The 12,744-nt window shown below is 69.7% G+C and carries 13 protein-coding genes and 1 pseudogene; 8 read left to right on the top strand and 6 right to left on the bottom strand.

Features of this window, described 5'->3' with window-relative positions; all coding sequences use genetic code 11:
• Window positions 1-32: 32 nt before the first annotated feature.
• A complete protein-coding gene (gene mihF, locus ACFTZB_RS34800; protein WP_005248100.1) occupies window positions 33-344 on the bottom strand; it encodes an integration host factor, actinobacterial type in 312 nt (103 codons plus the stop codon).
• A gap of 414 nt (window positions 345-758) precedes the next feature.
• Here mihF and ACFTZB_RS34805 point away from each other — a divergent pair, with 414 nt between their 5' ends.
• Together ACFTZB_RS34805 and ACFTZB_RS34810 are read left to right on the top strand one after the other, a co-directional pair.
• Window positions 759-995: a hypothetical protein gene (locus tag ACFTZB_RS34805; RefSeq protein WP_378438762.1), complete on the top strand. Its 237-nt coding sequence runs from the start codon at window positions 759-761 to the stop codon at window positions 993-995.
• Window positions 996-1,059: 64 nt separating this feature from the next.
• A complete protein-coding gene (locus tag ACFTZB_RS34810; protein ID WP_124391198.1) occupies window positions 1,060-1,320 on the top strand; it encodes a WhiB family transcriptional regulator in 261 nt (86 codons plus the stop codon).
• Window positions 1,321-1,350: 30 nt separating this feature from the next.
• Here the strand turns inward: ACFTZB_RS34810 and ACFTZB_RS34815 are convergent, their stop codons facing one another.
• From ACFTZB_RS34815 to ACFTZB_RS34835, 5 genes and pseudogenes are all read right to left on the bottom strand, one after another.
• Window positions 1,351-3,399 carry a prolyl oligopeptidase family serine peptidase gene (locus ACFTZB_RS34815; protein WP_378438765.1) on the bottom strand — a complete coding sequence of 683 codons (2,049 nt, stop codon included), beginning with the start codon at window positions 3,397-3,399 and terminating at the stop codon, window positions 1,351-1,353.
• A gap of 48 nt (window positions 3,400-3,447) precedes the next feature.
• Window positions 3,448-4,455: an iron-siderophore ABC transporter substrate-binding protein gene (locus ACFTZB_RS34820; RefSeq protein ID WP_378438767.1), complete on the bottom strand. Its 1,008-nt coding sequence runs from the start codon at window positions 4,453-4,455 to the stop codon at window positions 3,448-3,450.
• A gap of 62 nt (window positions 4,456-4,517) precedes the next feature.
• A pseudogene (locus tag ACFTZB_RS34825) lies at window positions 4,518-5,140 on the bottom strand (GNAT family N-acetyltransferase).
• Between the two features lie 49 nt (window positions 5,141-5,189).
• Complete coding sequence (locus ACFTZB_RS34830; protein WP_072946559.1) at window positions 5,190-5,831, bottom strand: 3-oxoacid CoA-transferase subunit B; 642 nt, start codon at window positions 5,829-5,831, stop codon at window positions 5,190-5,192.
• A complete protein-coding gene (locus ACFTZB_RS34835) occupies window positions 5,828-6,577 on the bottom strand; it encodes a CoA transferase subunit A (protein ID WP_276138529.1) in 750 nt (249 codons plus the stop codon). The genes ACFTZB_RS34830 and ACFTZB_RS34835 overlap by 4 nt, the downstream gene beginning before the upstream one ends.
• Window positions 6,578-6,729: 152 nt before the next feature.
• On the opposite strand from ACFTZB_RS34835, the gene pcaH reads away from it, so the two are divergent.
• The 6 genes from pcaH to ACFTZB_RS34865 are packed head-to-tail and all read left to right on the top strand — an operon-like array spanning window position 6,730 to window position 12,698.
• Window positions 6,730-7,443 carry a protocatechuate 3,4-dioxygenase subunit beta gene (gene pcaH, locus ACFTZB_RS34840; RefSeq protein WP_378438770.1) on the top strand — a complete coding sequence of 238 codons (714 nt, stop codon included), beginning with the start codon at window positions 6,730-6,732 and terminating at the stop codon, window positions 7,441-7,443.
• Window positions 7,443-8,084, top strand: coding sequence for a protocatechuate 3,4-dioxygenase subunit alpha (gene pcaG / locus ACFTZB_RS34845; RefSeq protein WP_378438772.1), 642 nt, complete (start codon window positions 7,443-7,445; stop codon window positions 8,082-8,084). The genes pcaH and pcaG overlap by 1 nt, the downstream gene beginning before the upstream one ends.
• Window positions 8,085-8,113: 29 nt before the next feature.
• Window positions 8,114-9,466 carry a 3-carboxy-cis,cis-muconate cycloisomerase gene (pcaB, locus tag ACFTZB_RS34850; RefSeq protein ID WP_378438774.1) on the top strand — a complete coding sequence of 451 codons (1,353 nt, stop codon included), beginning with the start codon at window positions 8,114-8,116 and terminating at the stop codon, window positions 9,464-9,466.
• Complete coding sequence (gene pcaD, locus ACFTZB_RS34855; protein ID WP_378438776.1) at window positions 9,463-10,656, top strand: 3-oxoadipate enol-lactonase; 1,194 nt, start codon at window positions 9,463-9,465, stop codon at window positions 10,654-10,656. The genes pcaB and pcaD overlap by 4 nt, the downstream gene beginning before the upstream one ends.
• Window positions 10,653-11,450 (top strand): IclR family transcriptional regulator, encoded by a 798-nt coding sequence (locus tag ACFTZB_RS34860; RefSeq protein WP_378438778.1) that lies wholly within the window; start codon window positions 10,653-10,655, stop codon window positions 11,448-11,450. The genes pcaD and ACFTZB_RS34860 overlap by 4 nt, the downstream gene beginning before the upstream one ends.
• A gap of 36 nt (window positions 11,451-11,486) precedes the next feature.
• Window positions 11,487-12,698, top strand: a complete 1,212-nt coding sequence (locus tag ACFTZB_RS34865; protein WP_378438780.1) for an acetyl-CoA C-acetyltransferase — start codon at window positions 11,487-11,489, stop codon at window positions 12,696-12,698.
• Window positions 12,699-12,744: the final 46 nt, after the last annotated feature.

Genomic DNA, 12,744 nt, shown 5'->3' on the forward strand with positions numbered 1-12,744 from the left:
GGACGGCGTGGGGCGGGCACCCGGGAAACGTGTCAGCTGAAGTGAGCCAGCAGGGCGTCGCGCTGACGGTCACCGAGGCCACGGAGGCGACGGGTCGGCGCGATCTCGAGGTTGGCCATGATCTCCTGGGCCTTGACCTTGCCGATCTTCGGCAGGGCTTCCAGGATGGCGCTGACCTTGGTCTTTCCGATGATGTCGTCGACATCGGCCTTGGAAAGGACCTGCTTGAGGGTGATGTCACCGGACTTGAGCTTGTCTTTGAGCTCTGCGCGTGCCTTACGAGCGGCGGCGGCCTTCTCGAGAGCTGCTGCCCGCTGTTCGTCAGTGAGCTGGGGAAGTGCCACGATGTCTCCTTCATTCGGGGTACGTATCGAACACCGTAGCGATCGAACGGCCACTTCACCGCATCCATCGGACGTGTCGCGCGTCCTGTCCGATTCGTCGGGCCCCTGTTCGCGGCTCCCACGGCACGAAAAATGCCAGGACACGAGTGCGGCGGTGTGCCATGCTCGACGGGTTCCGATCGGTCACACGTCGACTCGAGGAAGGAAGTTGCGATGCGCGCACGGCCCACTGCCCACGCGGTCGCGTTGCGCCCGTCAGACCCGGGCAACGCCCCTTCCTTCGCCGGCCTGCAAGGCGAACGCGGGATCATGCCCGCCGCGAAGCCCCAGCGGACCGCCTGACACGCCCGAATCGACGATCGTCGCCCGGCGTGCCTCCACCGCCGCGAACCGACGACAGAACCGAGAACACCCGTGAGGCACCTCTCCCGTAACCCGCCCTCGACCGCGCTCGACGCCCGCACCTGGTCGCGTGCCGCCGTGCTGGTCCTCAACGTGACATTCGAGGCGCTCTGTGAGATTCCCGCGGAACGCGCGGTGGTGCTGATCAGTGTCGGCGCCGCCGAGTCGGTCGCGGATCGGGAGCCGAAGGCGCCGCGGCACATCGAGAAGGCGCAACGGCAGATCTGGCGGAATCTCGCGGCGGTGTAGCCGCGAGATCCCCGGGCATTCCGCCTCCACCGACCGACTTCTCCCGGAAAGGGGAGATCTCCCGATGACCGACGTCCTGGACACGACCCTGTCCACACTGCTGCCCGTCTCCGACGATCCCGCCGGGTGGGTCGACGCGGCGTGCCGCGAAGACCCCGAGCCGGACCGGTGGTTCCCCTTCCCGACCGAGGATTTCGCGTACGCGCGCGACGTGTGCCTGCACTGCGCGCTGCGGATCCGCTGTGAACTCTTCGCCAGGGCGACCGCTCAGTCCGGGGTGTGGGGCGGCAAGGAATTCGACCGGGGCCGCGAGAGGCGGGCGTGACACCACCTCGACGCGGCCCCTGCGAACCGGTTACGTGCCCAGGATCTCGGGCAGCGCGACGTCCTCGCCCCGCACGTGCTCCGAGAGGAACGACAGCACCACCTGGTACCAGACCTTCGCGTTCTGCGGGGTGAGGATCCAGTGGTTCTCGTCGGGGAAGTAGAGGAAGCGGTGGTCGGTGACCCCGTCGTCGTCCGCGGGCAATCCCGACTCGGACAGCAGCTCGAACCACAGCCGCAGCCCGTCGCCGATCGGGACGCGAAAGTCCTTGTCGCCGTGGATGACCAGCATCGGCGTCACGATGTCCGCGACGTACAGGTGCGGTGAGTTCTCCACGGCCATCTCGGGGGTCATCTCCCGCTGCCAGTACCAGGCGGCGTCGGTGGTGGGGCCGAACTGGTCCAGCGCCCACAGGCTCGCGTGGGTGACGATCGCCTTGAACCGGTCGGTGTGCCCGGCGATCCAGTTGGCCATGTATCCGCCGAACGATCCGCCCATCGCCGCGGTGCGCTTCTCGTCGATCTCGGGCAGGGCCACCGCGGCGTCGGTGATCGACATGAGGTCGGTGAACGGCGCCTTCCCCCATTTCCCCCAGCCCCGTTCGACGAACTCCTGCCCGTAGCCGGTGGACAGGGCCGGATCCGGCAGCAGCACGGCGTATCCCCGCGCCACCAGCAGCCACGGGTTCCACCGCCACGACCAGGTGTTCCACGAACCCAGGGGGCCGCCGTGCACCCACAGCGCGAGCGGCACCGGCGCGTGCGCGGAGGCGCCGGTCGGCACCGCGAGCCATGCGCGCACCGCCGCGCCGTCCGCGGCGACCGTCTCGACCTCCGTCAGCGTGCCCGGGAGTTCGGGGAGGTCCGCGGGCGCCTTCAGCAGCGACACGGCGCCGGTGGTGATGTCGATGCCGACCGGGTGCGGCGGCGCCGCGTACGACGCCCGCAGCGCGAACACCGTGGACCCGTCCGGAGCGACCTGCAGGTCGGTGTAGGCGAAGTCGTCGGTGGTGACCGGCGTGGGGTCCGCGCCGTCGCGGAGGAGGAAGATCGGTGCGCGCCCGCGGTCGTCGGCGGTCACGAGGAGACCCGAGCCGTCGGACAACCAGACCACGGACGTGGCCCACCGGTCCCACCCGGGTGCCACGTCCGTGACGGTGCCGGTGTCGAAGCTGTACCGGTGCAGCGTGAATCGCGGCGCCGAGTCGGGTGTCGCGTGCGATTCCCGCGTGAACACGACGTGCCGTCCGTCCGGGGAGATCACCGGGTCCGACAGGTCGGCGTCGCCGTCGTCGACGAGGACGGTGCGCGCCCCCGTCTCGGTGTCCACACGCACGAGGATGTTCCGGATCGACGCCAGCGGGCCGGGAACCGTCCACGACGTCACGACGAACGTGCCGTCGTCGCTCAGCGCGTAATTCGCCTCCCGTAGCGCCGGACCCGGCATCGGCGTGAGATCGGTGAGCTGCGGCTCCTGCCCGTTCTCCGTGAGCGCGTCCAGCGGGGCGGACAGCAGGTGCGGCACGTCGGGGCCGAGATCGTGGTCCCAGTAGCGGATCGGGTAGCCCGTGTGCAGGATCGCCGAGACCTTCTTCTCCTTGCGCTCGGCGCGCACCCGCTCGTCGTCGGCGGACTCGCCGGATCTCCCCAGAACGCCCGTGGTCACGACGAAACGCGGCGCGCACCGGGCGGCACGGACCCCGGTGATGCCGCCGCCGCGTCGCGCGACGATCACCGCCTCGCCGCCCCGCGCGGGCAGTCGCCACAGGTCGTCGGGAAGGTCGTCCTCGTCCTGCGTCGGCCGGGAGGACGTGAAGAGCAGGTCGCCGTCGCTGGTGAACGTCGCGTTGGACTCGCCGGTGCGGCCGCGGGTGAGCCGGCGCGCCGCGAACTCGCCGGTGGGATCGATCTCCCACAGCGCGGTGACGTACTTCGTCGACTTCTCGTCGAGCGTCGACTGCGCGACGACGAGCCTTCGCCCGTCCGCCGACAGCGCGAGGCCGCCGACGCGGCCGAGCGCCAGATAGTCGTCGAGGTCGTCGAAAGGAGTTCCGGCGTGGAGTTCAGGAATGGCGGTCACGAGTCGTTGGTATCACGAACCGGGCTCACGCCGTCGGACATCCGCGTCTCAGGCGAGCAGGGGCGCGACCCGCGGCGGGATCTCGTTCAACGCGTACGGCAGGCTCAGTACGGTACTCCACGCCATCGCCTCGGCGGCGGCGTCCTCGAGCGTGATCGTGCGACCGGCCTTGACCACGTCGAGTTCCTGGTAGATCGGCGTCTTGTCGAGTTCCGCGCGCAGCTTGTCGCCGTACCCGCCGCCCGCGTACCAGACGAGGAGGTCGACGTTCGCCAGCGACAGCTGCTCCGTGCTGATCTCCGCGAAGTTGCCGGTGATCTGTTCCGTCACAGGGGGGTTCACGAAACCGAGTTCGGTGAAGAAGCGGACCTTCGGGTCCTCCGGGCCGTACACGCCGAACTGCCCCGGTCCCTTGAGCGCACCGACGAGGACGGTCTTGCCCGCGAACGCGGGGTTGGCGGCGCGGACGTCGGCGAACTGCGTCTCGACACCGGAGACGAGTTCGGCGGCCTTGTCCTTCTTGCCGAGTGCGTCGCCGAGAATCCGCGTCTGGTCCTGCCACGGGACGCCGTAGTCGGCGAACTCCTTGGGCTGTGCGACCGTCGGCGCGATGGCGCTGAGCTTGTCGTACTGGGCCTGGGTGAGGCCGGAGTAGGTGCCGACCACCAGGTCCGGTGCGACGGCCGCGACCTTCTCGAAGTCGATGTTGGTGGACGCCGTGCCGACGATCTCCGGCTTCGCATCGCCGAGGAGGTCCTGCGCCCACGGCCACACGCCGTAGGGGTAGTCGCCGTACCAGTCGAACGTGCCTGCCAGGGGGCCGCCGAGCGCGAGGATCGTGTCCTGGTCGTTGTAGCCGACGCTGACGATGCGCTGCGGGTCGACGGGCACCTGGGTCTCGCCGTACTTGTGGGCGACGACGGGGCCGGCGGGCTCGTTGCCGTTGCCGTCGCCGTCGGAGCTGCTGCAGGCCGCGGCGAACGCGAGCAGCGCTCCCCCGGTGCCCACGAGGAATCCGCGTCGGCTCAGGCCGATCCTCTGTTGACCCACGTTCATGCGGCGACCCTCTCGTCTACCAGGTACTTCGATCCACTTAGGTAAGGCTTGCCGAGCTTAGCCTAAGGGTTCGCGCGGACGGGATCCCGCCACATCGCCCACAGTGTCGGCCCGCCGTCCGGTTCCGGATCTCACCGGCGACGTCGAAGCCGAACCGCTGGTAGTACGAAATGTTGTCCTTCTTGCTCGACTCCAGGTACGCCGGGATGCCGTCGGCGTCACACCTGTCGAGCCGCGACCGCAACAACGCCGTCCCGTAGCCGCCACCCCGCCCCGCGCTCGACGTCCCGATCGTCGCCAGGTACCAGTGCACGGGATCCACCGGGTGCGCGTCTTCGACGGTTCCGCTCACCGCGGCGCCGACGCCCAGGCGCGGACCGAACGCGCGGATCAGCCCGGGCAGGCTGAGGAGCGACGACCACGTCGACTGCTTCCAGCCGCCCGGCGGATCCCACATGGCGGCGCCGCGGATCACGCCGTCACCGTCCTGGGCGACCTCGGCGCCCCCGCCGGCGAGATGGTGGTGGCGGATCTCCACGCCGAACAGCCTCGGCAGGCCGCGCCGCCTGCGTTCGGGATCCGGCCACATCCACACCATCACGGGGTCGTCGAAGAACGCGTCGGCGAGGACCCGCGCCAGTTCGGGGATGTCGGATTTGGTCGCGGCCCGCACGCTCACACCCATGCCCAGAGGGTACGGGTCCACGAGGGCTGCGCGCGGGAACGACGGGCGTCTAGACCGTGGCGTCGACGAGAAGTTTCGCGCCGGTCGCCGCCTGGACGTCCTCGACGCTGTGACCGGGTGCGGTCTCGACGAGCCGCAGGCCGTCGGGGGTGACGTCGATGACGGCGAGGTCGGTGACGATCTTCTGGACGCAGCGCTTGCCGGTGTACGGCAGCGTGCACTCCTCGAGGATCTTGTGCTCACCCTTCTTGGTGACGTGGTCCATCATCACGATGACCTTGCCCGCACCGTGGACGAGGTCCATCGCGCCGCCCATGCCCTTGACCATGGCGCCGGGGACCATCCAGTTGGACAGGTCGCCGTGACTGCTGACCTGCATCGCGCCGAGAACGGCCACGTCGACGCTGCCGCCGCGGATCATCGAGAACGAGTCGGACGAGGAGAAGAAGGCCCCACCGGCCACCACGGTGATGGTTTCCTTGCCCGCGTTGATCAGCTCGGGGTCGACCTCGTCCTCGGTGGGGTACGGCCCGACGCCGAGGATGCCGTTCTCCGAGTGCAGGATGACGTCCTTGCCCGCCGGGATGTGACCGGGGATCAGGGTCGGCATGCCGATGCCGAGGTTGACGTACTGTCCGTCCTCGAGTTCGGCTGCGACCCGGGCCGCCATCTCGTCACGCGTCCAGCTCATGCCCGCACCGTCCTGTTCTCGATTCCCGTTTCCTGCTTGCCGACCTCGACCACACGCTGGACGAAGATGCCGGGGGTGTGCACCTCGGCGGGGTCGATCTCGCCGGGCTCGACGAGGTGTTCGACCTGCGCGATGGTGATGCGACCGGCGCCCGCGGCGTCGGGGTTGAAGTTGCGGGCGGTCTCCCGGTACACGAGGTTGCCGAGCCGGTCGCCCTTCCACGCGTGGACCAGCGCGAAGTCGGTGCGGATGGCGCGTTCGAGGACGAAGGACTCTCCGTCGAACTCGCGGGTCTCCTTGGGCTTGCTGGCGACCGCGATGCCGCCCTTGCCGTCGTAGCGGATCGGCAGACCGCCGTCGGCGACCTGCGTTCCGACACCGGCGGGGGTGTAGAAGGCGGGGATGCCCGCTCCCCCGGCGCGCATGCGTTCGGCCAGCGTGCCCTGCGGGGTGAGCTCGACCTCCAGCTCGCCGCTGAGGTACTGCCGCGCGAATTCCTTGTTGGCGCCGACGTACGAGCTGATCGTGCGCCGGATCCGGTGCTGCTCGAGGAGCAGACCCAGACCGAAACCGTCGGTGCCGCAGTTGTTGCTGACCGTCTCGAGGTCGGTCGCACCCTGTGCGAGGAGGGCGTCGATGAGGACCGAGGGGATACCGACGAGGCCGAAGCCACCCACTGCGAGGGACGCTCCGTCGGGGACGTCGGCAACGGCCTCGGCCGCCGTTGCGAAGACTTTGTTGACCATGTGACCCAGGCTACCGCAAAATGTTCGAGTAGTGAACACCCATCCACATTGCGAACAAATTGCGCCCCGCCTGTTGGCCCCATCACAGAACGCGACTACTATGTGCGAATAGCGGCCGACTGTTCACATCGAGAACGTGAGGATCTTCTTCCATGCTGCATCTGCCAGCCCACTACCAAGCCGGGCACGAAGCCAATGCCCCGCTGCTGTTCCCCGAGTACAAGACGACTCGGCTGCGCAGCCCCAAGAACGACCTGATCCTGATCCCGCAGCGGCTCGGCGAGATCACCGGTCCAGTCTTCGGCGACGCCGACGTCACCCAGGGTGAGAACGACATGACCCGCGCCAACGGCGGCGAGGCCCAGGGTCAGCGCATCATCGTCCACGGCCGCGTCCTCGACAGCGCCGGGAAGCCCATCCCCGACACCCTCATCGAGGTGTGGCAGGCCAACGCAGGCGGCCGCTACCGCCACAAGAACGATTCCTGGCCCGCGCCGCTCGACCCCCACTTCAACGGTGTCGCGCGCTGCCTGACCGACAAGCAGGGCCACTACGAGTTCACGACGATCAAGCCGGGCGCGTACCCGTGGGGCAACCACCACAACGCGTGGCGGCCCGCGCACATCCACTTCTCGCTCTTCGGTCAGGCGTTCACCCAGCGCCTGGTCACGCAGATGTACTTCCCGGACGATCCGTTCTTCTTCCAGGACCCGATCTACAACTCGGTGCCCGAAGCGGCGCGCGAGCGGATGATCAGCACGTTCGACTACGACCAGACCCGGGAGAACTGGGCCGTCGGATTCAAGTTCGACATCGTCCTGCGCGGCCAGGACGCGACCCCGTTCGAAGATGCGGAAGGCCACTGATGATCGACACCCAGAACCCGGACGCCCCGCGGTACCCGGTCTTCGCCCGGAGCCAGGACGAGGTGCCGTTCGGCGTCACCCCGTCCCAGACCGTCGGACCGTACGTCCACATCGGCCTGTTCCCCACGTGGGAGAACAGCGGCGACGCCGTCCCCGAGGATGCTCCCGGACGAATCACCGTGTCCTTCAACGTCATCGACGGCGCCGGTCAGCCCATCGGCGACGCGATGATCGAAACCTGGCAAGCCGACGCCGCGGGACGGTTCGACAGTCCTGCCGACCCGCGCGGTGCCGCCGAGGCGACCCCCGCCGGATTCCGCAGCCTGGCACGCGTGTTCGCCGACGAGAGCGGCACGATCGTGGTGCACACCGTCAAACCGGGCACCCTCCCCGCCGAGGACGGCGCAGTCGAGGCCCCGCACATCAACGTCGGACTGTTCGCCCGCGGCATGCTCGAACGCCTCTACACGCGTCTCTACTTCCCGGAGGACACGGACGCCCACGCGTCGGACCCCGTGCTCGCCGCCGTCCCGGAAGCCGACCGCCCCAAGCTGATCGCGGAGAAGACCGATCGCGGATACCACCTGACGATCCACGTGCAGAACACGGACGGACGGGAAACCCCGTTCTTCGCCCTGTAATCGGCCGCAAACCCAGAAAGGTGTCGCGTGTGAACTCTCCGGAGACCTCCCGGGGTGCCCTGTTCGATCCGACGTTCGGTGCCGGCGAGTTGTCGGCGCTGCTCTCCGACCGGGCGTGGGTCACCGCGATGGTCGAGGTCGAGGGGGCACTGGCCCGGGCGGAGGCGAAGTGCGGCGTCATCCCCGCCGCGTCCGCCGACGCGATCTCCTCCGTGTTCGCGCGCATCGTCGCCGACGGCTCCGTGAACGTCGGGGCCCTCGGCGACGCGTCGGCAGCGGGTGGCAATCCGGTGATCCCGCTGGTGACACTGCTCCGCAGCGAGGTCGCGGCCACCGAGGCCGGGGTGCCCGGAAGCCACGTGCACAAGGGCGCCACCAGTCAGGACATTCTCGACACGGCCCTGATGCTGCTGTGCCGCCGGTCGGGCGCGCACGTCCTGGCGTCCCTCGACGAGGCGGTGCTGTGCGCCGAGGCCCTCGCGCGAGCCCAGCGCGGCACCCCGATCGCAGGCCGCACCCTCGGCCAGCAAGCGCTGCCCACCACGTTCGGCGTGCTCGCCGCCGGGTGGATGACCGCACTGCACAGGGCTTCTCGCGCACTGTTCGACGCACTCGACGGCCTTCCCGTGCAATTGGGAGGCGCGGCCGGAACGTCCGCCGCGCTCTACCCGCACGGCCTCGACGTCGCCGACGTCCTCGCCGACGAACTCGGACTCGCGCGCCAGGACGTGCCCTGGCACACCGACCGCACCCGCATCGCGCTGCTCGCGTCGGCGCTCGGAACGGCCGCGGGCGCGGTGTCGAAGATCGCCACCGACGTCGTGTTCCTGTCGTCCACCGAGGTCGGCGAGGTCAGCGAAGGGTCGCCCGGCGGTTCGTCGGCCATGCCGCACAAGCGCAATCCGGTGGCCGCGATCGCCGCCCGCGCCGCGGCCCGCCGCACCTCGGGGCTCGTCGCGACGATCCTCGGCTCGATGGATCACGAGCAGCAGCGCGCCGCCGGCCCCTGGCATGCCGAGTGGGAAACCGTCACGGACCTGCTGCGCCTCACCGGTGGCGCCGTCGCGCGGATCGCCGACTCGCTCGGCGGACTGAACGTCCACCCCGACGCGATGGCCCGCAACCTCGACATCACCGGCGGCCTGCTCCTCGCGGAACGGGTCACCGGAGCCCTGTCCGCCCACACCGACAACGCGCGCGACCTCGTCACCGCCGCGTGCCGGAGCGGGCACCGTCTCGACGAGGATCCGGGGCTCCTCGACTACCTGCCCGCGGACGAGATCCGCGCCCTGCTCGACCCTGCCGGGTACCTCGGCCACGCCCACGACATCGTCGACCGCGCACTGGAGACAGTGGCCCGCGGCCGGGAAGGAACGCGATGACAGTCGCACTTGCACACGAAATCTCCGGACCCCGCAGCGGCGCGGCCGACGCCCCCGTCGTCGTCCTGCTCGGATCGCTCGGTTCCAACCGGTCCATGTGGGACCCGCAGATCGCGGCGCTGTCCGACGAATGCCGGGTCGTCGCCGTCGATCAGCGGGGCCACGGCGAGTCGCCCGCACCGGACGGGCCGTACTCCGTCCGCGAACTGTCCGAGGACGTTCTCGCACTGCTCGACTCCCTCGGAGTCGACGCCGCCCATTTCGTCGGACTGTCCATGGGCGGCGCGATCGCCCAGTGGCTCGGCGCGCACACCCCGCGGCGGGTGCTGTCGCTGTCGCTGCTGTGCACCGCCGCGAAGTTCGGCGAACCGCAGGGATGGATCGAGCGGGCCGCGGCGTCCCGCGCCGACGGCCCCGAGTCGCTCGCCGATGCCGTCGTCGCACGCTGGTTCAGTGAGGGCCTGGCCAAGCGGGACCCGGAGTTCGTCCGGCACTACCGCGACATGATCGCGTCGACGTCGCCCGAGGGATACGCCGCGTGCTGCGACGCCCTCGCCGACTGGGACTTCACCGCCGACCTCTCCCGGATCAGCGCACCGACACTGGTGATCGCGGGCGAGGAGGATCCGTCCACTCCGCCGTCGGTCATGCAGGTCCTCGCGGACGGCATCACCGGCGCCCGGTTCGAGGTGCTCTCCCCCGCCGCCCACGTCGCGAACCTCGAGCAGGCGGGCGCCGTCACGGCGCTGCTGCGCGAACACATCGCCGGCGGCGGATATGCGCGCGGACGCCGCGCCGCGCACGCCCAGGGCATGACCGTGCGCCGCTCGGTGCTCGGCGACGCCCACGTGGACCGCTCCGTGGCCGGGACCACCGACTTCACGGCACCGTTCCAGGACTTCATCACCCGCACCGCGTGGGGCGACATCTGGTCGCGTCCCGGGCTGGACCACGAACTGCGCCGACTGCTCACCATCGCCGTCCTCACCGCGGTCGGCAACGAGCACGAACTCGACATGCACATCCGGGCCGCCCTCCGTGCCGGCGTCGACGCCGGCACCATCGGCGAGGTGCTCCTCCACACCGCCGTCTACGCGGGCGTGCCCAACAGCAATCTCGGGTTCGCCCTCGGCAAGCAGGCCCTCGCCGACCTGGCGGCCGAGTCGACAGTGGAGGATTCGCAGACATGACAGCTACCGAACCGACGGAGAAGATCCTCCCGTCCCCCGACTACGTGCAATCGCTGGCCCGGGGCCTGGCCGTGATCCGCTGCTTCGACCACCAGAATCAGCGGCGCACGCTCAGCGACGTCGCCCGCGCCACCGACCTGACCCGCGCCACCGCGCGCCGGTTCCTGCTCACCCTCGTCGAACTCGGCTACGTCGCCACGGACGGTTCCGCATTCTGGCTCACGCCGCGGGTCCTCGAACTCGGGTACAGCTACCTGTCGAGTCTGTCGCTTCCGGAGGTCGCGCAGCCGCACCTCGAGAAGTTGAGCCACAAGGTCCACGAGTCGTCGTCGGTGTCGATCCTCGACGGCGCCGACATCGTGTACGTCGCCCGTGTGCCCGTCAGCCGGATCATGACGGTGGGCATCACCATCGGCACCCGGCTCCCGGCGTATGCCACATCGATGGGCCGTGTCCTGCTGGCGGGACTGCCCGACGACGAACTCGACGCGTACCTCGAGAAGCTCGACATCCAGCGCCTCACCGAGCGCACGATCACGGCCCGCGACGACCTGAAGGCCGCGATTCTCGCGGTCCGAGCGGACGGCATCTGCGTTCTCGACCAGGAACTCGAGGCGGGCCTGCGGTCGATGGCCGCACCGATCCGGGGCGCCTCCGGTCTCACCGTCGCCGCGGTGAACATCTCCACGCCGGCCGCCCGGTACAGCCTCGAGGATCTGCATTCCGCTCTCATCCCGTCGCTGCGGGTCACCGCAACCGACATCGAACAGGACCTCGCCACCGTCAACCGCTGACGCTGTGCCCCAGGAATCTTCACGAAAGGCCTTTTCATGCGTGACGTCGTCATCTGCGAGCCCCTCCGGACGCCGGTCGGGCGGTTCGGTGGGGTGTTCAAGGACATCACTCCCCAGAGCCTCGCCGCCACCGTCATCACGGCGCTCGTCGAACGCACCGGCATCGACGGCAGCCAGATCGACGACGTCATCCTCGGTCAGGCGTCCCCGGGCGGAGAGGCACCGGCCATCGGCCGGATCGCGGCCCTCGACGCCGGACTCGGCATCGACGTCCCGGGCATGCAGGTCGATCGCCGCTGCGGTTCCGGTCTGCAAGCCGTCATCACCGCCGTGCTGCAGGTGGCGTCCGGCGGCAACGACCTCGTGCTCGCCGGCGGCGCCGAATCCATGAGCCAGGCCGAGTTCTACACCAACCCGAACATCCGCTGGGGTGTCAAGGGCGAAGGGGTGCAACTCGCCGACCGGCTCGCCCGCGCCCGCGTCACCGCCGGCGGCGCGAACTTCCCCGTGCCCGGCGGCATGATCGAAACCGCCGAGAACCTGCGCGCCGAATTCGACATCAGCCGTGAGGATCAGGACGCGCTCGCCGTGCAGTCGCACCAGCGTGCCGTCGCCGCGCAGGAGTCGGGTCGCTTCGCCGAGGAGATCGTCGGAGTGACGGTGCCGCAACGTAAGTCGGACCCGCTCGTCGTCGACAAGGACGAGCACCCACGCGCCGACACCACCGTGGAATCGCTGTCGAAGCTCCGCGCCATCCGCTCCAAGATCGACCCCGCGTCCACCGTCACCGCGGGCAACGCCAGCGGCCAGAACGACGGCGCCGCCGTGTGCATCGTCACGACCGCCGAGAAGGCGAAGGAACTGGGACTGAAGCCCCTCGCCCGGATGGCGTCGTGGGCGGTGGCCGGCGTCCCGCCGCGCACCATGGGCATCGGCCCGGTGCCCGCCACGGAGAAGGCGCTCGGTCAGCTCGGGCTGTCGCTGTCCGACCTGGGTGTCATCGAACTGAACGAGGCCTTCGCCGCGCAGACCCTCGCCGTCCTCCGCAGCTGGGACCTCGACCCCACCGACGAACGCCTCAACCCCAACGGGTCCGGCATCTCGCTCGGCCACCCGGTCGGAGCCACCGGCGGCCGCATTCTCGCCACCCTGCTGCGGGAGATGGACCGTCGCGAGTCCCGCTACGGCCTGGAGACGATGTGCATCGGCGGCGGCCAGGGTCTGGCCGCGGTGTTCGAGCGGGTCTGATTCAGCGGCTTTCAGCGCACGCACATCGGCGAGCAGGCTCCGGGCC

It is taken from the genome of Rhodococcus sp. NPDC057014 (assembly GCF_042673295.1).
Classification (GTDB): domain Bacteria; phylum Actinomycetota; class Actinomycetes; order Mycobacteriales; family Mycobacteriaceae; genus Rhodococcus_F.

Bases quoted from the DNA above. Each gene is read 5' to 3' on its own strand.
- ACFTZB_RS34810 (WP_124391198.1), top strand. From the start codon at position 1,060: ATGACCGACGTCCTGGACACGACCCTGTCCACACTGCTGCCCGTCTCC.
- ACFTZB_RS34820 (WP_378438767.1), bottom strand. From the start codon at position 4,455: ATGAACGTGGGTCAACAGAGGATCGGCCTGAGCCGACGCGGATTCCTC.
- ACFTZB_RS34830 (WP_072946559.1), bottom strand. From the start codon at position 5,831: ATGAGCTGGACGCGTGACGAGATGGCGGCCCGGGTCGCAGCCGAACTC.
- ACFTZB_RS34835 (WP_276138529.1), bottom strand. From the start codon at position 6,577: ATGGTCAACAAAGTCTTCGCAACGGCGGCCGAGGCCGTTGCCGACGTC.
- pcaH (WP_378438770.1), top strand. From the start codon at position 6,730: ATGCTGCATCTGCCAGCCCACTACCAAGCCGGGCACGAAGCCAATGCC.
- pcaG (WP_378438772.1), top strand. From the start codon at position 7,443: ATGATCGACACCCAGAACCCGGACGCCCCGCGGTACCCGGTCTTCGCC.
- pcaD (WP_378438776.1), top strand. From the start codon at position 9,463: ATGACAGTCGCACTTGCACACGAAATCTCCGGACCCCGCAGCGGCGCG.
- ACFTZB_RS34860 (WP_378438778.1), top strand. From the start codon at position 10,653: ATGACAGCTACCGAACCGACGGAGAAGATCCTCCCGTCCCCCGACTAC.
- ACFTZB_RS34865 (WP_378438780.1), top strand. From the start codon at position 11,487: ATGCGTGACGTCGTCATCTGCGAGCCCCTCCGGACGCCGGTCGGGCGG.